This window comes from Streptomyces sp. NPDC046308, assembly GCF_055588065.1.
Genome location: NZ_JBVJFB010000003.1, coordinates 761,811 through 785,336 on the forward strand (window position 1 = coordinate 761,811; position 23,526 = coordinate 785,336).

The following is a 23,526-nucleotide window of genomic DNA, read 5'->3' on the forward strand; positions in this document are numbered from 1 at the left end:
CACCGTTGTCGTCGCGGTCGCCGCGTCCTGCCCGCTCACGCCGTGCCTCCGTGGTGGATGCCGCCCTCGCCGGGCGCTGCCTGGTGCGGGATGCGCGCTTCCGGAGCCTGGCCCGCTGCCGGCGCCTGGCCCATGGCCTGGCCCGCCGCCGTGGGATCCGCGGCGGCCGCCTCGCGCTCGGCCACGACCTCGCGCACGGCGTCGACGACCCCGGCGTAGCCGGAGCAGCGGCAGAGGTTGCCGCACAGCGCCTGGCGGGTCTCCAGCTCGCTGGGGGCGTGGTTGCCCTCCAGCAGGTCGTGGATGGTCATGGCCATGCCGGGCACGCAGAACCCGCACTGCACCGCGCCCGACCTGCACAACGCCTGCTGCACGTCCGAGAGTTCCCCGTTGGTCGCGAGCCCCTCGACGGTGCGCACCTCGCTGCCGGCGGCCGTCGCGGCCGGGACCAGGCAGGAGGCGACCAGCCGGCCGTCGACCTGCACGGCGCAGGCGCCGCACTCGCCCTGCGAGCAGCCGTCCTTGGCGCCGGCGAGGCCGAGGCGCTCGCGCAGCACGTAGAGCAGGGACTCGCCGATCCAGGCGCCGGTGACGGGCCGGTCGGCGCCGTTGACGCGCAGCACGTACGAGGCCTGCGGGTGTTCGTGATGGGCGACGGCCTCGTCGGCCGTTCCCTCTTCGTACGTCGGCCCCTCCGCCGGGATCCCCCGGCCGGTCCCCGCGTCCGGGAGTGCCACACCGCTGTCGGCGGTGTCCGCACCCGGCGTGTGGTCGGCCGGTGGCTGCGCCGCGGCCGGCTCCTGCGGCGAAGCGGCGTCGGCAGCCGCGGCGCCGGGCTCCGGCAGGCCGCTCTCCGCCCCGTGCACGGCGTCGTGCGCGACGGCCTCGGCCTCGGGTTCCGGCGCCGGCTCGGACTCCGGCGCCGGCTCGGGCTCCGGCGCCGCATGGCCGAAGGCCGCGAAGCCGTGCCCGTCGGTGGCCCCGGGCTGCGTCGCCTCGGCAGGCCGCCCGGGCTCGGACGGCTGCCCGGGCTCGGCTCCCGTCGGCGCCTCGGCCCGCACTCCGCCGAAGAGGTCCAGGCCGCCGGCGGCCACCGGCTGCGCGGCCGCGGGCCCGGTGGTCCCGCCCGGCTCCGGCGCCTCACCGAAGGCGGTGAAACCGCGCCCGTCGGTGCCCGTGTGCGGCGTCGGCGCGACGTGTCCGGCGTAGGCGTCGTGCCCGGTGTGCCCGACGTATTCGGCGTGCTCGCCGTGCCCGGCGTACCCGACGTATTCGGCGTGCTCGCCGTGCCCGGCCCCGCCCGCGTACCCGGCCGGCTCCGCGTGGTCGGTGTGGTCCGTGTGGTCCGTGTGATCGGCGGTCCGGGCGCCCTCGGCCTGCTCCGCCGCCGGGCCGTGCGCGGCGTCGATGTCGTGCGGGGCCGAGTGCGCCGGCTCGCCCTCCGGGAGCGGGGTGCCCACGCCCGGGCCGCCCAGCACGCGCGGCCCCCGCCCGGCGGCCCCCACTCCGGGTCCACCGAGGAGCCGTCCGGCGGCGTGCGCCGTCGCGGTGGCGGCGGCGGCCGAAGCCGCGGCGGCCTCGTCCGTGCCCGGCAGCACGCCCGCGTCCGGGCCCCCGGCCGGGTCTCCGGCCGGCTGCTGCGTCAGGTACGCCCACGGCGCCGGGGCGCCGCCCGGCAGCGTCGCCGGGGCCTGGCTCCAGTCGGCGTCCAGCCCGCCCTGGCGGAAGTCACCCTGCTGTCCGGGGAATTCGGAGAACTCGGGGACGGCCCACTGGCCGGTCGCCGAAGCCGCCGCGTCGGGCTCCTGCGCCGCCTCCGGGAACCGCCACTCGGCGGTCGCGCCCGGATCCGGCTGCTGCTCCGGCTCCGCCTCGGCGAAGGCCGCGGCGACCGACGCCGGGATCGGGATCGACGCGGGAATCGGCCCGCCCACCGACCCGGACCCCGGACCCGACCCGGACCCCGCACCCGACCCGGCCGCGGGCGCCGGCCCGGCCGGAGCCGAACCTCCCGCCTCCGGCCACTGCACCGGGATCGTCCACGTACCCGTGGCCGCCGGATCGGTGGTGGCCGTGCCGAGCGGCACGATCATCGGCGGCGGCACGTAGCCGTGCCCGGGCGCCGCGAGGGGCTCCCCGGTGCCGAGCGCGTCCAGCATGTCCTGCGGCAGTTTCACGAAGGCCGTGGCGTCCGAGTCGTACTCGCCGCCCTGCGGGACCGGTTCCCAGCCCCAGCCCGCCGTGCCGTTCCCCTGGGTCACGTTCTCGTTCTCGTTCTCGCTCATGAGGTCAGCGCCCTCCCCAGGGCCCTGCGTGCCAGCACGGCCACCGTCCGCCGCAGATGCAGTACACCGGGAGCCACCGGCTCCCCCTGGTCGGGCACACAGGCGGCCGCGACGTACTCGCCGAAGGCCTCCAGGGCCTCGGGGGCCAGGCTCCGCTCGCCGTCCCAGTCGATCAGCGAGGCCACCCACTGCTCGGCCTCCAGCGGCCGCAGCGGCATCGGGGCCACCGCACCGATCGCGCAGCGCACACCCCGGCGCGCGGGATCCAGTACGAGACCCACGGACGCCACCGCACGACCCGGGCCGGTGCGCCCCGTGGCCTTCAGGAACACCTGCGGCGCGTGCAGCAGCGGCACCCGGACGAAACCGATCAGCTCGCCCGGCCGCAGCATCTCGCGGCCGGCCAGCAGGTACGACACCGGGATCTCCCGCTGCCCGCCCGGGCCGACGATGACGAGGACGGCCTCCAGCGCGGCCAGCACGGGCAGCGCGTCACCCGTGGGCGCGGCGGTGGCGATGTTGCCGCCGAGGGTGCCCGCGTTGCGGATCTGCGGGGGCCCGGCGGCGCGCGCGGCGGCGGCCAGCGCCGGGATCAGAGCGGCGAAATCCGGCCGTCCCATCCGCGCGTGGGTGAGGCCCGCGCCGAGCAGCGCGTGGCCGTCCTGGTACTGCCAGCCGCGGATCTCGTTGATCCGGCCCAGACCCACCAGGGCGGCGGGCCGCAGCAGCCCGGCGTTGACGGCGGCCATGAGGTCGGTGCCGCCCGCGACGGGCACGGCCGCGGGCATGGCGGTGAGCGCCGCCACGGCCTCGTCGAGCGAGGCCGGCAGTGTCACGGACTGCGCCACCTGGGGCCCCTGGGGGCCTTGAGGTGAATCCGGTGCTTGCAGTGCGTGCGGTGCGTGCGTGGTCAACCCGGCTGCCCCTTCCCGATGTCCCGGTCCCGGCGCTCACGCCTGTCCGCCGTACGGTACGTGCTCACCGCCGGGACGTGGCAACTCTGGCACATCTTCCGGCCCGCCCGGCGCGAGGGTCCACCCGGTGCCCCCGCCCCCGTGCGACCCCCTGTGCGCCCCCGCGCCCGGCTCCGGCACGCCCCTGCCCCGGCGTCCGCCCGGCCGCCGGGCCCGGCCGGTGCCCGACGCCCCGTACGCCCGCCGTGCCGCCTTCGCAGGAGACCCTCCCCGAACGTCCGGTTTTCCCTGTATAGCGGGAAATCCAGCGAGAGTTCCCGACCCGTTCCCTTTCCGTTCAGGTCCGTCGCTCCGCGCCCGTGTCACACGTTCGGGGGCGCGCCCTCGATCGGGCGTCCCCGTACCCCCGGCCGCCGCTGCCACGGCAACGGCCCGCCCGGTGGCCGGTAACCGACCCCGAGCGCGTCCAGCCGCGCGTAGTGCGCCGCGGTCATCCGGCCCTCGAACCAGGCGAAATCCCGCTCCTGCGGCCCCGGGAGCCGCGACCACACCACCTCCGCGAAGGCCGCCAGCCGCGGGAACGCCTGGTAGTCGACCCGGTCCTGGTTCTCCATCACCTCGGTCCACACGTTGGCCTGCGCGCCCAGCACGTGCGCGGCCGCCTCCGGCGACAGCTTCGGCGGCACCGGTTCGAAGCGGTACACGTCCTCCAGCGAGCGCACGTACCCGATGGGCATCGGCTCGTCCGGGCCGCCCGCCTGACGGTGGTCCAGGTACACCTGCTGCTCGGGGCACATGACCACGTCGTGCCCGGCCTCGGCGGCGGCGATGCCGCCCGCGTAGCCGCGCCACGAGGAGACGGCCGCCCCCGGCGCGAGGCCGCCCTCCAGGATCTCGTCCCACCCGATCAGCCGCCGCCCGCGCTGCGCGAGCCAGCCGTCGAAGTGCCGGACGAACCAGGACTGCAGGCCGTCCTCCCCGTCCACCCCCAGCTCGCGGATCCGCTCCTGGGCAGTGCCGGAGGCCTTCCACTGCGCCTTCGGGCACTCGTCGCCGCCCACGTGCACGAAGGGCGAGACCTCCGCCGGGAACAGCTCGAGCACCTCCTCGAAGACGCCCTCGTAGAACCGCAGCACGGCCTCGGTCGGCGCGAGGACGTTCTCGCTGATCCCCCAGTCGTCCCACACGCGCAGGGCCGCCGTGTCGACCACGTCGGTGTTGCCCAGCTCCGGGTACGCGGCGATGGCGGCCTGCGAATGCCCCGGCACGTCGATCTCCGGGACCACCCGTACGTGCCGCTCGGCGGCGTACGCGACGATCTCGCGGATGTCGTCCTGCGTGTAGAAGCCGCCGTGCGGGGTCTCGTTCCACAGCGGCGAGGCCCGGTGGCCCCACCGGCTGCGCGCCCGCCATCCGCCGACCTCGGTGAGGCGCGGGTACCGCTTGATCTCGATCCGCCACCCCTGGTCGTCCGTCAGGTGCAGGTGCAGCACGTTGAGCTTGTGGGCGGCGAGCAGGTCGACGTACCGCAGCACCCCGTCCTTGGGCGTGAAGTGCCGGGCCACGTCGAGCATCATCCCGCGCCAGCCGAACCGCGGGGCGTCCGCGACGTCCCCGTACGGCAGGCTCCACGTGCGGCCGGGCAGCGGCGCCTTCCGGTAGGCGTCGGGCCCGAGGAGCTGACGCAGTGTCTGGGCGGCCCAGAACAGCCCGGCCGTCGTCGCGCCCGTCAGCTCGGCGCCATCGGGGCCGATCTCGATGCGGTACGCCTCCGGCCCGGCGTCCCCGACGCCCTCGGGGTCCACGCGCAGCCGCAGCTCGGCGCTCCGCCCGGCCCCGGCGGCGGGCAGCTCCCAGCCGGTGGCCGCGCCGAGCTCCCGGCGCAGCCACCGCGCGACCGTCCCGGCCCCCGGCCCGGCGTCGAGACACGGCGCGGGCCCGAAGGCGAAGCGGCTCCCGTCCTCCCGGAAGAGGACGACCCGGGGTGCGGGGATCAGATCCGTGCGGCTCGGCTTCGTGCGGCTCGGCTTCGTGCGGCTCGGCTCCGTGCGGCGCGGCTCCGTGCGGCTCGGATCCGTGCGGGTCAGGTCCATGCGCCGGCCCTTCGCGTCAGCGTGTTGCGCCCTGCGCAACGCACGTTCCGCAGAGTGCTCGTGGCGCCGACCCTAACGGGCCTCGCGGGCACGGCAAAGGCCCCCGAGCGCACTGGGCGCACCGAGGGCCTTGGTCCCGCCAGGGGGAGAGGAAGAGGGCCGGACTACTTGTCCTTCCCGCCCTTGTCCTTGTCCCCGCCGGGGCCCATGGACTCGTAGATCTCCTTGCACATGGGGCAGACCGGGTACTTCTTCGGGTCCCGGCCCGGTACCCAGACCTTGCCGCAGAGCGCGACGACGGGGGTGCCGTCGAGCGCGCTCGCCATGATCTTGTCCTTCTGGACGTAGTGGGCGAAGCGCTCGTGGTCGCCGTCACCGTGCGACACCTGCGGCGTCGGCTCTACGAGGGTCCCCGTGCCAGTCCCGCGCTCGGGCTCAAGAGTGCTCATGCAACCAGGGTACTTAACCCCGCGCCCGTCAGTTGAGCGACGGGTCGTCCGGATAGGTGGCGACCATCGCGAGTTCGCTGCGCTGGCGGCGCAGCACCGCCCGCCACAGCTGTTCGGGGTCGGGGAAGGACACGTCACCGGGCTCCGACTCCACGACGTACCAGGCGCCCTCGCCGAGCTCCTCCTCCAGCTGGCCCGGGCCCCAGCCGGAGTACCCGGCGAAGATCCGCAGGCCGCCGAGGGCCGCGGCCAGCAGCTCCGGCGGCGCCTCCAGGTCGACGAGCCCGATGGCCCCGTGCACCCTGCGCCAGCCGAGCGGCCCCTCCTCGCCCGGGATGACCGCCAGCCCGAGGGCCGAGTCCAGCGCCACGGGCCCGCCCTGGAAGACCACGCCGGGGGCGCCGGCCAGGGGCGCCCACGCGAGCAGGACGTCGCCGACGCCGACGGGCGTGGGCCGGTTGAGGACAACGCCGAGGGAGCCCTGCTCGTCGTGGTCGAGCAGCAGCACCACCGCGCGGTCGAAGTTCGGGTCCGCGAGGGCGGGGGTGGCCACGAGCAGCCGCCCTGTGAGGGAGGACACCTCGGTCATGCCGCCATGATCCCGCACATTCGCGCTTTGCGGAGCCCCGGCGGAGAGATCGGATCGTACGCAGCTCAGGGCGCACCGCGGCAATGAGGAGCGCGCACGGACGGAGCAGCCGAAACGCAACGCTCCGCCATGTGGTGGATACGCAGGGTGTTGTACCGAATTCCTGACAGTCCTACGGCCACGTCGGCCTTACGAACATGGGGGTGGTGGCCCTTACCCTTTTCCCTGGCCCCCTTGCCCACCCCTCTTCGGAACGCGAGATTCATGACCGTCACCGACGATGTCCTGCTTGTCCACGGCGGCACCCCGCTTGAGGGCGAGATCCGTGTCCGCGGCGCGAAGAACCTCGTGCCCAAGGCCATGGTCGCCGCGCTGCTCGGCAGCGAACCCAGCCGGCTGCGCAACGTTCCCGACATCCGTGACGTCCGTGTCGTGCGCGGGCTGCTCCAGCTGCACGGGGTGACGGTCCGCCCCGGCGAGGAGCCGGGCGAGCTGGTGCTCGACCCCACCCACGTCGAGAGCGCCAACGTCGCCGACATCGACGCCCACGCGGGTTCGTCGCGCATCCCGATCCTGTTCTGCGGCCCCCTGCTGCACCGTCTCGGCCACGCCTTCATCCCGGGCCTCGGCGGCTGCGACATCGGCGGCCGGCCGATCGACTTCCACTTCGACGTGCTCCGCCAGTTCGGCGCGACCATCGAGAAGCGCGAAGGCGGCCAGTACCTGGAAGCCCCGCAGCGCCTGCGCGGCTGCAAGATCCGCCTCCCCTACCCGTCCGTCGGCTCGACCGAGCAGGTGCTGCTGACGGCCGTCCTGGCCGAGGGCGTCACCGAGCTCAGCAACGCCGCGGTCGAGCCGGAGATCGAGGACCTCATCTGCGTCCTGCAGAAGATGGGCGCGATCATCTCCCTCGACACCGACCGGACCATCCGCATCACGGGTGTCGACCGGCTCGGCGGCTACAACCACAAGGCCCTGCCGGACCGTCTGGAGGCCGCGTCCTGGGCTTCCGCGGCCCTGGCCACCGGCGGCAACATCTACGTGCGCGGCGCCCAGCAGCGTTCGATGATGACGTTCCTGAACACCTTCCGCCGGGTCGGCGGGGCGTTCGAGATCGACGACGACGGCATCCGCTTCTGGCACCCGGGCGGCCCGCTCAACGCCATCGCGCTGGAGACGGACGTCCACCCCGGTTTCCAGACCGACTGGCAGCAGCCGCTCGTCGTGGCCCTCACCCAGGCGTCCGGCCTGTCGATCGTCCACGAGACGGTCTACGAGTCCCGGCTCGGCTTCACCTCGGCGCTCAACCAGATGGGTGCTCACATCCAGCTGTACCGCGAGTGCCTGGGCGGCTCGGCCTGCCGCTTCGGCCAGCGCAACTTCCTGCACTCGGCGGTCGTCTCCGGCCCGACCAAGCTGCAGGGCGCCGACCTGGTCATCCCCGACCTGCGCGGCGGGTTCTCGTACCTCATCGCGGCGCTGGCCGCCGAGGGCACCTCGCGCGTGCACGGCATCGACCTGATCAACCGCGGCTACGAGAACTTCATGGAGAAGCTCGTGGAGCTCGGCGCGAAGGTCGAGCTGCCCGGCGGCGACCTCGTCTGAGCCGCACCGCGCGCCTCGCGCACGCAGCAAGCCCCCCGGGCCCCGCACAGGGCCCGGGGGGCTTTCCCGTGTCCCCCGCGGCCGGGCGGGGCATGCCGCCGGCATACCGGGGCCCCGCCAAGGGCCCTGACGGGCCCTCACAGGGCCTGCCGGGCCGCCCCGGACCACCCGGGGCCGGGCCGGGTCCGGCGCGGCTCCCCCGGGCCCGGCGTCCCGTCCGCCCGCGTCCGCCCGGTCCGTCCGCCCGCGTCCGCTCGTTCCGCCCGGTCCGTCCGCGCCCGGCCCGGACATGCCGAAGGGCGGTCACCCCGCCCGGGGGTGACCGCCCTTCGTCGTTCTGCGTACTACTGCCGTTCCAAAAGCCTGTGGGGCCCTCGGCGCCGGGACAGGACTTACTTGCCCTTGGCGGCTTCCTTGAGCTTGGAGCCCGCGGAGACCTTCACGCTGTAGCCGGCCGGGATCTGGATGGGGTCGCCGGTCTGCGGGTTGCGCGCGGTGCGAGCGGCACGGTGGGTGCGCTCGAAGGTCAGGAAGCCGGGGATGGTGACCTTCTCGTCGCCCTTGGCGACAATCTCGCCGACGGTCTCGGCGAGCGCGGCCAGAACGGCGTCGGCGTCCTTGCGGGTCACCTCGGCGCGCTCGGACAGAGCGGCCACCAGCTCACTGCGGTTCATGTTGTACTCCCGTGTTCAACTTGCCTTAGAGGCGTGAGATCGAAGCCGATGCTGCCAGGGCCCTAGGACAGTCCCCGGACCCGGGTCTGAACGTCAGACCCTCTCGCCCGGTTACGCATCCTGCCCCCACCAGCGGCGGGAAAGCCAATCCGGCACCCGTCGGGGTCACACGAAAAGCGCCACAGTCACGCCGCGGTGACGCTCCGTCCATGCCTTCGCTCGCACGCCGCTGCGGACCGCGGACCCCGCGGGCATCCCCGCAACCCTAGAGGCGCCCGACCGGGCCCGCATCTCGCGACGCGCCGGTGGCGGCCCGCCGTGAGGGCTCTCACAGCCGGCTTCAGGAGCCCGACGCCGCCTTGCGGACGGCGCCCGCGACCGCGCCGGCGACCTTGTCGTTGAAGACGGACGGGATGATGTAGTTCGCGTTCAGCTCGTCCTCGCCGACGACGTCCGCGAGCGCGCTCGCGGCGGCCAGCATCATCTCCGTGTTCACGGTGCGGGACTGGGCGTCCAGCAGACCGCGGAAGACACCCGGGAAGACCAGCACGTTGTTGATCTGGTTCGGGAAGTCGGAGCGGCCGGTGGCGACGACGGCGGCCGTCTGGCGGGCGACGGCCGGGTCCACCTCGGGGTCCGGGTTCGCGAGCGCGAACACGATGGCGCCCTCCGCCATGGCGGCGACGTCCTCGCCGGACAGCACGTTCGGGGCCGAGACGCCGATGAAGACGTCGGCGCCGACCACGGCCTCCTTCAGAGTGCCCGTGTAGCCCTCGGGGTTGGTGTTGTCGGCGATCCAGCGCAGCGGCGAGTCGGGGGCCGCGTCGACGAGGTCGGGGCGGCCCGCGTGCACGACGCCGTGGATGTCGGCGCTCACCGCGTTCTTGACGCCCGCCGCGAGGAGCAGCTTGAGGATGGCGGTACCGGCCGCCCCGGCGCCCGACATGACGACCTTGACGTCGCCAACTGCCTTGCCCACCACGCGCAGTGCGTTGGTGAGGGCGGCGAGCACCACGATGGCGGTGCCGTGCTGGTCGTCGTGGAAGACGGGGATGTCGAGGGCCTCGCGCAGCCGGGCCTCGATCTCGAAGCAGCGCGGCGCGGAGATGTCCTCGAGGTTGATGCCCGCGAAGCCGGGGGCGATGGCCTTGACGGCGGCCACGATCTCGTCGGGGTCCTGGGTGTCCAGGCAGATCGGCCAGGCGTCGATGTCGGCGAAGCGCTTGAAGAGGGCCGCCTTGCCCTCCATGACCGGCATGGCGGCCATCGGGCCGATGTTGCCCAGGCCCAGCACGGCGGAGCCGTCCGTCACGACTGCGACGGTGTTGCGCTTGATGGTGAGGCGGCGCGCGTCCTCGGGGTTCTCGGCGATCGCCATGCACACGCGGGCCACGCCCGGGGTGTAGATCATGGAGAGGTCGTCGCGGTTGCGGATGGGGTGCTTGGACGCCATCTCGATCTTGCCGCCGAGGTGCATGAGGAAGGTTCGGTCGGAAACCTTGCCGAGGCTGACGCCCTCGATCCCGCGCAGTTTCTCGACGATCTCGTCCGCGTGGGCGGTGGAGGTCGCGGCGATGGTGACGTCGATCCGGAGCTTCTCGTGGCCGGATGCGGTCACGTCGAGGCCGGTGACAGAACCGCCGGAGGACTCCACGGCGGTGGTGAGCTGGGAGACCGCGGTTCCGCTCGCGGGCACTTCCAGGCGGACCGTCATCGAATACGAGACGCTGGGCGCCGTTGCCATGGCCGTGTTTCCTCTTCTGTCCCTGGTTCGCTTAACACAGGGCCCCGCTACACGACAGGTGCGGCAGGGGACCTGTTGTCCGATCGTCCCACCTACCAGCCAGTACAAGGTAACCAGCTACAAATTTCGGAAAGACTCTTCCACCATACGAGATAGCAGGGGGGTTCGGAATGGTGGGTCCATACAAAACAGGTCCGCGCCCTCCACTGGGTGGAGGGCGCGGACCTGGTGATGCTTACGTCTATGACACCGACCCGCCATGCTCGCCTCGCGGCAAGTGGTCGCTCTAAGCGACGAAGGTTGGGCCCGGGGGCTTGGATCGAGTCGGTGCCGTACCCAGGCTAACAAAGGATCGCCGAATGCGATCCCCCTGCTCGCGGTCGGTTCGCGCCGCCACGCTCCTGGCCGCGGACCATACGGATGTACGAGGCCTTGAGCAGGGCCGGAGCCACGCCGTGAACCGCCCCCGCGGGGCGGCCCGCTACGGCTGCAGCAGCTCCGGCACGCCGTCCGCGTCCGGCTTGTCCCGGTCGGCCGAGACCACCGTCAGCTGCTGCGTCGCACGCGTCAGCGCCACGTACAGCACGCGCAGGCCCGCCGGGGACTCGTCCGCGATCTCCGCCGGGGAGACGACCACCGTGGCGTCGTACTCCAGGCCCTTGGCCTCCAGGCTGCCGAGCGCCACCGCCCGCGCGCCCAGGTCGGCCAGCCAGTCCGCGGCCTCCGCGCGCCGGTCCATGGCCACGACCACGCCGACGGTGCCGTCCACCTGCTCCAGCAGCCTTCGGGTCTCCTCGCGGACGGCGGCCCCCAGATCGTCCTGGGCCGCCGTGAACCGGGGCTGGAGGCCCGTGGAGCGCACCGCCGACGGCGGCTCCATGCCGGGCATCGCCAGCCGCAGCACACGGGAGGCCACCTCGGCGACCTCCGCCGGGTTGCGGTAGTTGACCGTCAGCGTGAACCGGCGGCGCGGCCGGCTGCCCAGCGCCTCGTCGCGGGCCGCGGCCGCCTCCTCCGGATCGGTCCAGGAGGACTGGGCCGGGTCGCCGACGACCGTCCAGGTGCCCATCCGGCCCCGGCGGCCGACCATCCGCCACTGCATCGGCGTCAGGTCCTGCGCCTCGTCCACGATGACGTGCGCGTACTCGGTGCGCTCCGCCGCGAGCCGCTCGGCCCGCTCCCACTGGGTCTCCTCGCGGACCGGCATCAGCTCCTCCAGCCCGCTGAGCTGGTCGAGCGGGTCCATCTCCCGCCTCCGCTTCGGCCGCGCCGGGGCGCCGAGCAGCTGCTGGAGCTCGTCGAGGAGCGCCACGTCGTGCACCGACAGGGGACCCTTGCCGTCCGGGCCCACCCGGCGCAGCGAACGGGCCAGCTGCCGGGTCTCGCGCGGGTTCAGGTCCCGCCGGGACCAGCGGCCCAGGTGGCGCTCGTCGGCGAGCGCGGCGAGCACGGCGCGCGGGGTCAGCTCGGGCCACCAGGCGTTCAGGAAGTCGATGAAGGCGTCCTCGGTGGAGATGTCCTCGTCGAAGGCGGAGCGCAGCTCGGCGGCCAGCTCCGGGTCGCTGTGCCGGCCGGCGCCGCCGGACTTCGCGTACAGGGCGTCGAGCAGCAGCTTGCGGGCGCGCGGGCGCAGCAGGTTGACCGGGGCGGTGCCGCTGAGGACGTTCTGCCGGATCCGGTTCAGCTCGTCGGCCTCCAGCTCCTGGCGGCGGCCGAAGGCCACCACGCGCAGCCGGTCGGGGGCGCCGCCGAGTTCGAGTGCGCCCCGTACGGCCTTGCGGAGCACCTTCAGCATCCGGGAGGAGCCCTTGATGCGGGCCACGGCCGGGGAGTCGTAGGTGGTGGCCTCCGCGCCGTCGACGAGGGAGCCGAGCGCGCGGATGGCGACCTGGCCCTCTTCGCCGAGGGAGGGCAGCACGCCCTCGGTGTACACGACGAGCAGCGGGGTCGGCGAGACGATCAGGATGCCGCCGGAGTAGCGGCGCCGGTCCTGGTAGAGCAGGTAGGCGGCGCGGTGCAGGGCGACGGCGGTCTTGCCGGTGCCCGGTCCGCCCGCGACCTCGGCGACGGAGGCGGCGGGGGCCCGGATGACCAGGTCCTGCTCGGCCTGGATGGAGGAGACGATGTCGCGCATCGAGTGCGTACGGGCCCGCCCGAGGGCGGCCATCAGGGCGCCGTCGCCGATGGCGGGGAGCTCCCGGCCGTCCAGGAAGGCGGTGACCTCGGGGCGCATCAGGTCGTCCTCGACGCCCAGCACCTTGCGGCCCTTGGAGCGGATGACGCGGCGGCGCACGACGCGGCCGGGGTCCTTCGGCGTGGAGCGGTAGAACGGCGCGGCGGCCGGTGCGCGCCAGTCGATGACCAGCGGCGAGTAGTCGGAGTCCAGGACTCCGATGCGGCCGATGTGCAGGGTCTCGGCGACGTCGGCCGTGAGGTCCTCGCGGATCGCGTCGTCGGCGGGCTCGACGGAGGTGTACGCGCCGTCCGGGCCGCGCTCCCCGTCCTTGCCGAGCACCAGGTCGATGCGGCCGAAGAGGAAGTCCTCGAACTCGTTGTTGAGCCGGTTCAGGTGGATGCCCGCCCGGAAGACCTGCGCGTCGCGCTCGGCGAGTGCGCCGGGCGTCCCCACTTGGCCGCGCTTGGCGGCGTCGTTCATGAGGAACTCCGCCTCGTGGATCTTCTCCTCGAGGCGTCGGTACACCTGGTCGAGATGCGTCTGCTCGACCGCGATCTCCCGATCGCGGACGGAATCCGCCGTGCTGTCGACAGCGGCATTCTGCGCGGCCACCAAGGCCCCCTTCTGACGTGCATGGGCGACCGTCAACCGTACGCGAACCGGCGGCCTGTCCGCACGCCCGTTCCGGAACCGGTCTCGCTGGGTGATACGGCCGCTACCGGGATCCGGACGCCAGGGCCCGGCGGCGGTGCCGGGCGACGCGCTCGCGGTTGCCGCACAGCTCGCTGGAACACCAGCGGCGCCGGTGGCCGCGGGAGGTGTCCAGGTAGACGCGGGTGCAGCCGTCGCCCTCGCAGGCCCGCAGCAGCGCCAGGTCACCGGGGTCGGTGAGCAGCTCGACGGCGTCCCGGGCGACGGCCGCGAGCAGCGCGCCGCATTCCACGCCGCCGCACAACTCACGGACCAGGTGCCCCTCTTGGTCGCGAACGGCACACAGGCCCGGGGGTGGTCCGGCGGCCAGCGCGTTGACCCGGGCGAGGGCGTTCTCGTCGGGGTCGGCGCCGGCGAGCTCCGCCCGTACGAGGGTTTCCACGTCGCCGCGCAGGGCCCGGAAGGCCGCCGCCCAGTCGGGCCCGACCCGGGCCAGCGGTGTCCGGTCGGGCACCAGCCCGGCCCCGGCGAGCCACACCCGCAGCTCGTCACCGTCCGGGATCCCCTCGTGCGGGGTGATGGTGGCCACCAGGTCCAGACAGACGCGCCCGGAATCGAACCGCATGCCGTCAGCCTCCCGTCGTGGGGTGCCGTACCAGATTGCCCGTCCGCCGCCTGCGGGGGAACCCCCCGAACCGGTACCTCCGGCGCGCAGGGCCGCGCTGCGCGGCTCGCCCGCGCTGCGCGCTCCTGCGGGCCGGCGCCGGGCAGATCCAGCCTCGCCGGCGTTTGAGGCGTGGGGGTCCCCCCAAACGAAGTCTGGGGGAGGGTCTGGGGCGGAGCCCCAGGAACCCGGCTCCGCCGGGCACCGGGCTCCGCCCGGACCCGCTCCTCAAACGCCGGAGGGGCTGAATTGGCCAGGCTCCGGAGGGGCTGAATTGGCCAGGGCGCTGAAAGGGCGCGCCGCAAGGGGCAGGGGCAGGCGGCGGTGCTCCCCGCCTAAGGGGCCGGCGGGTCGTCGTGCAGCAGGCGCTGGAAGAGGCGGTGGTCGCGCCAGGCGCCGTTGATGTGGAGGTAGCGCGGGGCGAGGCCGTAGAACTCGAAGCCCGCCTTCGCCAGCACGCGCTGCGACGCAAGGTTGTCGACCAGGGTGCCGGCCTCGACCCGGTGCAGGCCGAGCTCGTCGCGGGCGACCCGGCAGACCTCCTGCACGCCCGCGGTCGCCAGCCCCTTGCCGTGCCAGGCGGGGTCGATCCAGTAGCCGACGCCGCCGCTGCACAGCGGCCCGTACGCGATGGAGCCGAGGTTGATCGCGCCGATGGGGGCGCCCGTGGCCGTCTCCACGAACACGTACGGGACGAGCCGCCCCGCGTCCCGCTCGGCGAGCATCCCCTCGATGCGCTCCAGCTGGCCCCGCTCCGTGTAGTACGCGTCCGTCCGGACCGGCTCCACGTGCGCCATGAACGCCCGGTTCCGGGCGAACGCCTCCGCCAGCCCCGCCGCGTCGCCGAGCTCGACGCCCCTCATCTCCACGCCGTCAGTGATCATCCCGGCACGCTAGCCGAGGACCCCCCTGGCCGTCACCGCGTCGAGCGGGAGCTCCCCGTACTTGGCCTCGCCGCCCGCGTCCAGCGACAGCCGGTACCCCCGTTTGACCACGGTCTGGATCAGGTGCGGCGCCCCGAGGGCCGCCCGCAGCCGGGCCATCGCCGTCTCCACGGCGTGCTCGTCGCGGCCCGCGCCCGGCAGCACCCGCAGCAGTTCCGCGCGGGCCACCACCCAGCCCGGCCGCCGGGCCAGGGCCCGCAGCAGGGCCATCCCGGCCGGCGGCACCGGCCGCAGCTCCGCGTCCAGCAGGACGGCGTGGCCGCGGATCTCCATGCGGTGCCCGGCCACCGGCAGTACCCGGGCCCGGCCGGGCAGTTCCTGGCAGAGCAGCTGCACCAGCGGGCCCAGCCGGAAGCGTTCCGGCTGCACCGTGGCCACCCCGTGGGCCTGCAGCGGCAGCGCCGTCACCGGCCCGACGCACGCGGAGACCAGCGGGCCGCGCAGCGCGTCCAGCACGGCCTCCCGTACGCCCCTCTCCCCGGCCCGGGACAGCAGGGAGGCCGCCGCCGGCGCCGAGGTGAAGCTGACGGCGTCCACCCCGCCGCCGACGATCGCGTCGAGCAGCCGGTCCAGCGGCCCGAGGTCCTCCGGCGCCATCCACCGGTACACCGGCACCACGACGACGTCTGCGCCGCCGGCCCGCAGTGCCTCGACGAAGCCGGGCAGCGGCTCCCCGTGCAGCTGGAGCGCGATCCGGCGGCCCGCCACCCCGGCCGTGAGCAGCCGTTCCAGTACCTCGGCGAGCGATTCCGACTCCGGGGACCAGGTCTCGACGAGCCCGGCGGCCCGGATCGCGCCCTTCACCTTCGGCCCGCGCGCGAGCAGTTCGGTGGCCCGCAGCCGCTTCAGGAGCTCCTCGCCGATGCCCCACCCGTCGGCCGCCTCGATCCATCCGCGGAAACCGATGGCGGTGGTGGCCACGACGACGTCCGGTGCGCAGCCGATGAGTTCCTTGGTGGCGGCGAGCAGTTCGCTGTCGTCGGCGAGGGGCACGATCCGCAGGGCCGGCGCGTGCAGCACCGCCGCTCCGCGCCGCCGCAGCAGCGCGATGAGTTCGTCCGCCCGCCGGGCAGCGGTGACCCCGACCGTGAAGCCCGCGAGCGGGCCGGTGTTCGTGTCGGTGTTCGTGTGGTCCATCGTGACCTGCCTACTGACGCATGGGGGCGGGGCGGAGCGGGTGGACCGAGCCTGCCAAGGCGGCGTGTCGGTCTCGGTTCACCCGTATTTCGCCCCGGTTACACCGACGTGAGCTGCGGTTTCGCTTCGACGCCGACGGCCGGGACGGTCGCGGTCGCCGGCCGGCGAAGGTATACCGCCCAGGTGACCGCGCAGCACAGGGCGTAGAAGCCGAGGAAGGTGACGAAGGCCGCCGTGCCGGAGCCCGAGCTGAGGAAGGCCTCCCGGAAGACGAGGTTGATGCCGAGTCCGCCGAGTGCGCCGACGGCCCCGATGAGGCCCATGGAGGCCCCGGAGAGACGCCGCCCGTAGGCCGCGGCGGCCTCGCCGCTCATCCCGCGGGCCAGTGCCTTCGCCTGGAAGATGCCCGGGATCATCTTGTACGTCGACCCGTTGCCGAGCCCGCTCAGGACGAAGAGCCCCACGAACCCGACGAGGAAGACCGGCAGGGAGGACCGGCCGGAGGCGAAGACGACCACGCCGGTCGCCGCCGCCATCGCCACGAACGTCCCCAGGGTGATCCGCGCCCCGCCGAACCGGTCCGCCAGTGCCCCGCCCACCGGCCGGATCAGCGAGCCGAGCAGCGGTCCGACGAAGGTGAGCGAGGCGGCCTGCAGCGGGGTGCGGCCGAACTGTGTCTGGAGCACGAGGCCGAAGGCGAAGCTGTATCCGATGAAGGAGCCGAACGTCCCGATGTACAGGAAGGACATGATCCAGGTGTGCGCGTCCTTCAGGGCCTCGCGGACGGCGCCGGTGTCGTTGCGCACGGGCGCCAGGTTGTCCATCCGTACGGCCGCCAGGACCGCCGCGAGGACGATCAGCGGGATGTAGGCGCCGAGCAGCAGCCGCGGGTGGGTGGCCCCGGCGGTGGCGATGACCAGCAGTCCGGCCAGCTGGACCACGGGTACGCCGATGTTGCCGCCGCCGGCGTTCAGGCCGAGCGCCCAGCCCTTCTTGCGCAGCGGGAAGAAGGCGTTGATGTTGGTCATGGAGGAGGCGAAGTTGCCGCCGCCCACCCCGGTGAGGGCCGCGACGAGCAGGAAGGTCCCGTACGAGGTCCCGGGCTCCATCACCACCAGTGCGGCCACCGTCGGCGCGAGCAGCATCAGCGCGCTGAAGACGGTCCAGTTCCGGCCGCCGAAGCGGGCGACGGCGAAGGTGTACGGCACCCGCACCAGGGCGCCGACGAATGTCGCCGTCGCGATGAGGAAGAACTTCCCCGCCGGGTCGATCCCGTAGGCGGGGCCCATGAAGAGGACCATCACGGACCAGAGCGACCAGATGGAGAACCCGATGTGCTCGGAGAACACGGAGTAGAGGAGGTTGCGGCGGGCGGTCCGCTCCCCGGTCTCCTTCCAGAAGGTCTCGTCCTCGGGATCCCACTGCTCGATCCAGCGGCCTCCCCTGTGCGGTGCGGTCGTACCGGTCATCACACGCCTCCACAGCTGTCGCGTCCGTGGTGACGACCGTAGGAAGGGCGCGTTTCGGCCCCGGTCCCCGCCGGATGACCGCCGGGAAACCTTGCTCTCACCCGGCGCCGGGTCCGTGTGTGAGCCGGGCCGGGAGGCGGCTCCCGGCGGGCGCTTCCAGCCACCCCCGCTCCGCGGCCAGCCCGGCGGCCGCGGCGCGCAGGGCGTCCAGGCCGGGGTGCGCGAAGCCCTCGCGCCACACCATGGACAGCGGGGACAGCGGCACCGGGTCGGTCAGCGGCCGTTTCACGCAGCCGGGCATGTCGAGGAAGTCCACGGTGGCCAGGACCGGGTTGCCGGTCTTGACCATCACCCGGCGGAACTCCTCCTTGCCCATCGCCACCGGCGCCGGCGGCGCCATCAGGATCCCCCGCCCGGCGAACAGCTCGCGCGCCAGCCCGGTCCACTCCAGCGTCCGCGGGTTCCCGGCGCCCGCGTACACGGTCTCGCCGGCGAGCGCGTCCAGCGGTACGGTCTCCCGCGCGGCCAGCGGATGCCCCTCGGGCAGCAGCACGGCGAGCGGCTCGTACCGTACGGGCGTCTGGGCGAGCGGGGCCCGCAGCGCCGGGTCCAGGCCGTCGGCGTAGCCGAAGGAGACGTCGAGCCGGCCGGCGGCGATCTCGGCGGCGGCGTGGGTGAGACCGCTCTCGAAGCGGGCCATCAGCTCGCAGTCGGGGGCGAGTTCGCGGGCGCGTTCCAGGACGGTCCGCGGGGTGCTCGGCCCGTCGGTGTTGAGGTCGACGAGGAGCGGGCGGGGTGCGGTGAAGGCGGCGGCGAGTTCCTCGTGCGCGGCGAGCACGCGCCGGGCCAGCGGCAGCAGGCGCTGCCCGTCGGCGGTCAGCTCCACCTGCCGTGTGGTCCGCAGGAACAGCGTGGCGCCCAGGCTCTGTTCGAGCCGGCGGACATCGCGGCTGAGTGCCTGCTGGGCGACGTAGAGGCGGGCGGCGGCGCGGGTGAAGTGCAGGTCCTCGGCGGCCGCGACGAACCCGCGCAGCAGCCGGGGGTCGACATCGCGGGGAATCACCCCCGGAGACTAACAACACAGGGCGGTGAATGGGCTCCGAACAGGTGTTGGACCGGGAGGGGGGCCCGGCCCGAGGCTTCTCGCATGCCCGCCACGACCACGGCCGCCGCCCGCGCGGCCACCGCCCGCACCACGTCTTCGCGTACGGCCTCTTCCCGTACGGCCCCTTCCCGTACGGCCTCCTCCGGCCCAACCGCGACGGCCGCGCGCACCCCGCTCATGACCGTCACCGGCAGCACCCTCGTCATCGCCGGACCGCCCGCCGGCGCCTCCGCCTCCCGGCCGGCCCGCACCCCCCGGGGCCCCTACCGCCGCCTGTTCGCCCGGCCCGGCACCCGCGGGTTCACCGCCGGGAACCTCCTCGCCCGGCTCCCCATGGGCATGTTCGGGGTCAGCGCGGTCATGATGATCGCCGGACAGCGCGGCTCGTACGCCCTCGCCGGCGCGGTCACGGCGACCGGCCTGGCGGCCACCGCGCTGGTCGCGCCCTGGACCGCCCGGCTGGTCGACCGCCACGGGCAGGCCCGGATCGCCGTACCGGCCACCTTGATCGCGGTCCTCGGCTCGCTCTCCCTGATCGCGTGCGTCCGTACCGGGGCCCCCGCCTGGACCCTCTTCGCCTCGTACGCCGCGACCGCCACCACCCCCAACATCGGCGGCATGTCCCGCGCCCGCTGGACGCACCTGCTGCGCGACTCACCGGCCGCGCACCACACGGCGATGTCCTTCGAACAGGCCGCGGACGAGCTGTGCTTCATGCTCGGACCGGTCCTGGCGGCCTTCCTCTGCGGTGCGGTCTTCCCCGAGGCGGGCACCCTCGTCGGCGCGGCCCTGCTGCTCACCGGCATGCTCGTCTTCACCTCCTGTCGCGCCACCCAGCCCCCGGTGTCGGCCGCGCCCAGGCAGGGCTCCCCGCTGCGCGCCCTCGCCCCGCTGCTGCCGCTCTTCCTCGTCACCGGCGTCGTCTTCGGCTCCATGGAGATCACCTCGATCGCCCACCTCGACGCCCGGGGCCTCGGCGCCTCCGCGGGTCTGGTCCTGGCCCTGCAGGCCGCGGGATCCTGCGCGGCCGGCCTGCTCTACGGCGCCCTGCGCCCCCGCTCGCTGAAGGCCTGTGTGGGCGCCCTGGCCGTCGTCATGACCCTCCCCTGGGCCGCGGCGGCCACCGGCTCCCTGCCCGCGCTCGGCTGCGCCCTCCTCTTGGCGGGCATGGCCACGGCCCCGACGATGGTCACGGCGATGTCCCGGGTCCACGCCCTGACGCCCGAGGGACGCCTCAACGAGGGCATGACGCTCGCGGTCACCGCGATCTTCGCGGGCATCGCGGCCGGCTCGGCCTGCGCCGGCCTCGTGGTGGAGCACATGGGCCCGACCGCCGCCTACGCGGTGCCCGCCGCGGCCGCACTGATCGCGCTGGCGACCCTCACACCGGGGCGATTCACGCGGCGGCCGAGCGATCGTTCCCGCGTGGTAAGCACGACCTCCGCTCATGAGCCGCGATAACTGGGGGTGCCTTCCCCCCCCCAGGGCCCTTCCTTTGCGGAGGAACACCCCTTGCTGTCTGGTTCCGGCCGTACCGGCCCTCGCCGACTCGTCGGGCATCCGCTTCTCGCAGCCGTACGTCCCCTCGATCTCCCCCGGCCGCACGGGCCGCGTGGTCATCGCGGCCGTGGGCGGCTCCTACCGGCCGGCGGGTGCGGCCGGGAGGGAACCCTGCGGAAGGGCTCGGCTCCTTCGACGTCAGGGACGCTGCACGTTCACCGTCGCGGGTGCCGTCGGCCGCGAAAAGCGAAAACCCCCTGCCCTGGCGAAGTTCTCGCAGGTCAGGGGGCCTTCGCCCACATGGGATGAGTGGAGATGGCGGGAATCGAACCCGCGTCCAACGGTGCAGAAGCAGGGCTTCTCCGAGCGCAGTCCGCTGCGCTTTTCTCGGCCCCGGAGATCACACGGACAAGTCTCCGACGGGCTCAGTCACTGTTTGGTTTCCCTCCAACCCCCGTGACCGGGGCTAGAGGTTTAGATCCCTAATTGACGCCAGGATCCGGACCGGGACCACTTCCGGGCTGACGCTCCTCACAGAGGCTTCAGCTCACTGTTATTAGGCAGCGAGGGTGAAGCGGGAGTTATCGCTCTTGGAGTTGGCGATTATTGTTTGCGACATGTGGTTAGCGAGATCATTGCCGCTTCCTCGGCTCGCTTCCCCTGCATCGACATCCGCTGTCGAAACCGATCATCCCCATGTTTCACGCTGTTCAGTTGTGTACCGCACAAGCAGCGTCCACCGCTGGCGGTGGGTGCTGACGCCATCGTACGCGAAGTGGACCATCGCGTGCCAGCAGGTTAAACGGTGCCCCGCTGCTTGCGGCGGATCGCCGAGATGGTGCGCTGGGTCTCGCGCGTGTCCTGCTTCTCCCGCATGGTCTGCCGCTTGTCGTACTCCTTCTTGCCCTTCGCCAGCGCGATCTCGACCTTCGCGCGGCCGTCCTTGAAGTACAGCGAGAGGGGCACGATCGTGTGACCCGTCTCCTCCGACTTGCGCGCCAGCTTGTCGATCTCCTCCCGGTGCATGAGGAGCTTGCGCTTGCGCCGGGCGCTGTGGTTGGTCCAGGTGCCCTGGCTGTACTCCGGCACGTGCACGTTGTAGAGCCACGCCTCGCGGCTCTCCACCGACACGAAGCCGTCGACCAGCGAGGCCCGGCCCTGGCGCATGGACTTGACCTCGGTCCCCGTGAGCACGAGTCCGCACTCGTAGGTGTCGAGGATCGTGTAGTCGTGCCGCGCCTTCTTGTTCTGGGCGATCAGCTTGCGCCCTTTTTCCTTAGCCATAGTGCGGTCATTTTCGCACTACGGACCCACCCCGAGGCCACCCAATACCGTGACGGCCCGTTCCTCGGCCCGTTCGCCCGCCGGTACGTCCGGGGTGATGCCGTCGCCGTCCAGGGCGCGGCCGGCCGGAGTGCGGTACGTGCCCACGGTCAGCTCGGCGACCGAGCCGTCCGGGAGCTCGGTCGGCATCTGCACCGAGCCCTTGCCGAAGGTCCGGCTGCCCACCGCCACCGCGCGGCCCCGGTCCTGGAGGGCGCCCGTCACCAGCTCGGCCGCGCTCATCGTGCCGCCGTCCACGAGGGCCACCAGCGGGCGGGTGGTGTCGCCGCCCGGGGCCGCGTACAGGGCCCGCTGGTCGCCGCGCACGTCGTACGTCGCCACGAGCCCGCCGTCCAGGAAGGCGGAGGCGGCCGTGACCGCCTCGGTGACCAGCCCGCCGGGGTTGCCGCGCAGGTCGAGCATGACCCCGGCGCCGGCCGGGGCCGCGCGGACGGCGGCCTTGACGCGCTCGCCGGAGCCGCGGGTGAAGGAGGCGACCTTGATGACGGTGACGCCGTCCGGGCGCTGCCGTACGGTCACGGGCTCGGTGCGCAGTTGCTCGCGGCGGACGGTCTCGGTGAGGTCGGCGCCGTCCCGGCTGAGGTTCAGCACGACGGGGGTGCCGGCGGTGCCGCGCAGCAGGGAGACCACTTCGGCCACGGCCAGGCCGGTTACGGCGTGGCCGTCGACGCTCAGCAGCCGGTCCCCGGCGCGCAGTCCGGCCCGGGCGGCGGGGCTGCCGGGCTGGACCTTGTCGATCTTGATCACGCCGTCGTGGGCGCGTTCGGCCCAGACCCCGACGCCGGTCCAGTGGCCGTCGAGGCCCTCGGCGAAGGCGGCGTACTCGCCCTGGTCGTAGACGGTGCCCCAGCGGTCACCGCTGCGGCTGACCACGTCCTGGGCGGCCTTCTTGCCGGACTTCCCCTCGGCCACGGCCTCGGCGGCGGCGCGCGCCACCGCGTCGCGGTCGGCGGTGCCCGCCGTGCGGGGTGCGCCGGGGGCGGGGAGGTCCGCACGGAACTCGGCGGCCGCGGCGCCGTCCCGCTGGTCCCAGCATCCGGTTAAGGCACCGGTGGCGACGGCGGCGAGGAAGGCCAACGTCAGAACGGCCCCGCGACGCAGGTCGCGGGGCCGGAGACAGAAGGCGGGCAGAGCCGGCATGGCGCCGAGTCTAGGACAAGCCCCGCTCCGGTACGGAGGGTTGGCCGGACCGCTCGCGGGGCACTTGTCACACCTTCAGGTACTTGCGCAGGGCGATGAAGGCCGCCATGGACGGCATCAGAAGGCCGATGAAGAGGACGTACGGGAGCTTGGCCAGCACCGATCCCCAGCCCATGAAGTCGATCAGCTGGATCTTGTCGCGCAGGCCGACGCCGTGGTCGATCACGAAGTACTGGCCGGAGACCAGCATGGCGCAGGCGAAGAGCGCGCCGATGAGCCCGGCGAAGGCGGCCTCCATGATGAAGGGCACCTGGATGTAGAAGCTGGAGGCGCCCACCAGCCGCATGATCCCCGTCTCCCGCCTGCGGCTGAACGCCGAGACGCGCACGGTGTTGACGATCAGCAGCAGCGCCACGATCAGCATGATCAGCATGATGCCGAGGGCGGCGTAGTTGAGGTAGTTGAGGATCCGGAAGAGGTCGTCGATCGCCTGCCGCTGGTCGTCGACGGTGTGGATGCCGTCACGCCCGGCGAAGGCGGAGGTGACCACCTTGTACTTCTCCGGGTTCTTGAGCTTGACCCGGAAGGACTCCTGCATCTGGTCGGGCGTGATGGAGGAGGCCAGCGCGGTGTGGCCGTACTGCTCCTGGTAGTGCTTGTACGCCTCGTCCGCGGACTCGTAGGCCACGGACTTGACCAGGGACATCTGCTTGAGCTCGGACTCGATCTGCTTCTTCTGCTCGTCGGTCACGGCGCCCTTGCGGCAGGTGGCGACGCCGCCGGCGCCGCCTCCCGAGCCGTCCGGCTTGGCGGCGGCCTCACTGGCCTCCTGGGCGTCCTGCTTGTTGCAGAGGTAGATCGAGACGTTGGCCTTGTCGTACCAGAAGCCCTTCATCCTGCTGACCTGCTCGCTCATGAGCAGGGAGCCGCCGAACAGGGCCAGTGACAGGGCCACGGAGATGATGACCGCGAAGGTCATGGTGAGATTGCGGCGGAGACCGACGCCGATCTCCGACATGACGAACTGGGCGCGCATGACTCTC

18 protein-coding genes and 1 other RNA gene are annotated in these 23,526 nt (G+C 73.3%); 2 read left to right on the forward strand and 17 right to left on the reverse strand.

Translation table 11 applies throughout. From position 1 onward, the window contains the following. Positions 1–35 precede the first annotated feature (35 nt). The 5 genes from ACZ6JT_RS17330 to ACZ6JT_RS17350 all read right to left on the reverse strand — a co-directional run bounded on the left by ACZ6JT_RS17330 (position 36) and on the right by ACZ6JT_RS17350 (position 6,330). Complete coding sequence (locus ACZ6JT_RS17330) at positions 36–2,285, reverse strand: (2Fe-2S)-binding protein (protein ID WP_469210650.1); 2,250 nt, start codon at positions 2,283–2,285, stop codon at positions 36–38. Further along, complete coding sequence (locus ACZ6JT_RS17335) at positions 2,282–3,199, reverse strand: FAD binding domain-containing protein (protein WP_376618733.1); 918 nt, start codon at positions 3,197–3,199, stop codon at positions 2,282–2,284. The genes ACZ6JT_RS17330 and ACZ6JT_RS17335 overlap by 4 nt, the downstream gene beginning before the upstream one ends. Before the next feature lie 362 nt (positions 3,200–3,561). Further along, a complete protein-coding gene (locus ACZ6JT_RS17340; RefSeq protein WP_469210652.1) occupies positions 3,562–5,292 on the reverse strand; it encodes a beta-N-acetylhexosaminidase in 1,731 nt (576 codons plus the stop codon). Positions 5,293–5,456: 164 nt separating this feature from the next. Continuing rightward, positions 5,457–5,741 (reverse strand): DUF3039 domain-containing protein, encoded by a 285-nt coding sequence (locus tag ACZ6JT_RS17345; protein WP_030010729.1) that lies wholly within the window; start codon positions 5,739–5,741, stop codon positions 5,457–5,459. 28 nt (positions 5,742–5,769) lie between these two features. After that, positions 5,770–6,330 (reverse strand): YqgE/AlgH family protein, encoded by a 561-nt coding sequence (locus ACZ6JT_RS17350; protein ID WP_388829800.1) that lies wholly within the window; start codon positions 6,328–6,330, stop codon positions 5,770–5,772. 264 nt (positions 6,331–6,594) lie between these two features. Here ACZ6JT_RS17350 and murA point away from each other — a divergent pair, with 264 nt between their 5' ends. After that, positions 6,595–7,935, forward strand: coding sequence for a UDP-N-acetylglucosamine 1-carboxyvinyltransferase (gene murA / locus ACZ6JT_RS17355; RefSeq protein WP_319721912.1), 1,341 nt, complete (start codon positions 6,595–6,597; stop codon positions 7,933–7,935). Positions 7,936–8,327: 392 nt separating this feature from the next. Here the strand turns inward: murA and ACZ6JT_RS17360 are convergent, their stop codons facing one another. The 8 genes from ACZ6JT_RS17360 to ACZ6JT_RS17395 all read right to left on the reverse strand — a co-directional run bounded on the left by ACZ6JT_RS17360 (position 8,328) and on the right by ACZ6JT_RS17395 (position 18,457). Then, the gene (locus tag ACZ6JT_RS17360; protein WP_007264399.1) at positions 8,328–8,609 is read right to left on the reverse strand and encodes an HU family DNA-binding protein; all 282 of its coding nucleotides are present in this window, start codon (positions 8,607–8,609) and stop codon (positions 8,328–8,330) included. A gap of 340 nt (positions 8,610–8,949) precedes the next feature. After that, a complete protein-coding gene (locus ACZ6JT_RS17365) occupies positions 8,950–10,353 on the reverse strand; it encodes an NAD-dependent malic enzyme (RefSeq protein WP_383567925.1) in 1,404 nt (467 codons plus the stop codon). A 481-nt stretch (positions 10,354–10,834) separates the two neighbouring features. Further along, the gene (locus ACZ6JT_RS17370) at positions 10,835–13,141 is read right to left on the reverse strand and encodes a HelD family protein (RefSeq protein ID WP_469210655.1); all 2,307 of its coding nucleotides are present in this window, start codon (positions 13,139–13,141) and stop codon (positions 10,835–10,837) included. Positions 13,142–13,244: 103 nt separating this feature from the next. Then, positions 13,245–13,805 carry a CGNR zinc finger domain-containing protein gene (locus ACZ6JT_RS17375; RefSeq protein ID WP_469210657.1) on the reverse strand — a complete coding sequence of 187 codons (561 nt, stop codon included), beginning with the start codon at positions 13,803–13,805 and terminating at the stop codon, positions 13,245–13,247. Between the two features lie 374 nt (positions 13,806–14,179). After that, positions 14,180–14,728: a GNAT family N-acetyltransferase gene (locus tag ACZ6JT_RS17380; protein ID WP_469210659.1), complete on the reverse strand. Its 549-nt coding sequence runs from the start codon at positions 14,726–14,728 to the stop codon at positions 14,180–14,182. A gap of 9 nt (positions 14,729–14,737) precedes the next feature. Next, on the reverse strand, positions 14,738–15,925 hold the full coding sequence (locus tag ACZ6JT_RS17385; RefSeq protein WP_469210661.1) for a uroporphyrinogen-III synthase: 1,188 nt from the start codon (positions 15,923–15,925) through the stop codon (positions 14,738–14,740). 98 nt (positions 15,926–16,023) lie between these two features. After that, a complete protein-coding gene (locus ACZ6JT_RS17390; protein WP_469210663.1) occupies positions 16,024–17,394 on the reverse strand; it encodes a nitrate/nitrite transporter in 1,371 nt (456 codons plus the stop codon). A gap of 97 nt (positions 17,395–17,491) precedes the next feature. After that, complete coding sequence (locus ACZ6JT_RS17395) at positions 17,492–18,457, reverse strand: LysR family transcriptional regulator (protein ID WP_469210665.1); 966 nt, start codon at positions 18,455–18,457, stop codon at positions 17,492–17,494. Between the two features lie 219 nt (positions 18,458–18,676). Between ACZ6JT_RS17395 and ACZ6JT_RS17400 the strand changes: the two genes are divergently transcribed. Next, complete coding sequence (locus ACZ6JT_RS17400; protein ID WP_469210742.1) at positions 18,677–19,960, forward strand: MFS transporter; 1,284 nt, start codon at positions 18,677–18,679, stop codon at positions 19,958–19,960. 346 nt (positions 19,961–20,306) lie between these two features. Here the strand turns inward: ACZ6JT_RS17400 and ssrA are convergent. The 4 genes from ssrA to ftsX all read right to left on the reverse strand — a co-directional run bounded on the left by ssrA (position 20,307) and on the right by ftsX (position 23,519). Next, positions 20,307–20,695: a transfer-messenger RNA gene (ssrA, locus tag ACZ6JT_RS17405) on the reverse strand. 102 nt (positions 20,696–20,797) lie between these two features. Further along, the gene (smpB, locus tag ACZ6JT_RS17410) at positions 20,798–21,283 is read right to left on the reverse strand and encodes an SsrA-binding protein SmpB (RefSeq protein ID WP_030719966.1); all 486 of its coding nucleotides are present in this window, start codon (positions 21,281–21,283) and stop codon (positions 20,798–20,800) included. Positions 21,284–21,301: 18 nt separating this feature from the next. Continuing rightward, complete coding sequence (locus ACZ6JT_RS17415) at positions 21,302–22,483, reverse strand: S41 family peptidase (protein ID WP_469210667.1); 1,182 nt, start codon at positions 22,481–22,483, stop codon at positions 21,302–21,304. Between the two features lie 67 nt (positions 22,484–22,550). Beyond that, positions 22,551–23,519 (reverse strand): permease-like cell division protein FtsX, encoded by a 969-nt coding sequence (gene ftsX / locus ACZ6JT_RS17420; RefSeq protein WP_030719960.1) that lies wholly within the window; start codon positions 23,517–23,519, stop codon positions 22,551–22,553. Positions 23,520–23,526: the final 7 nt, after the last annotated feature.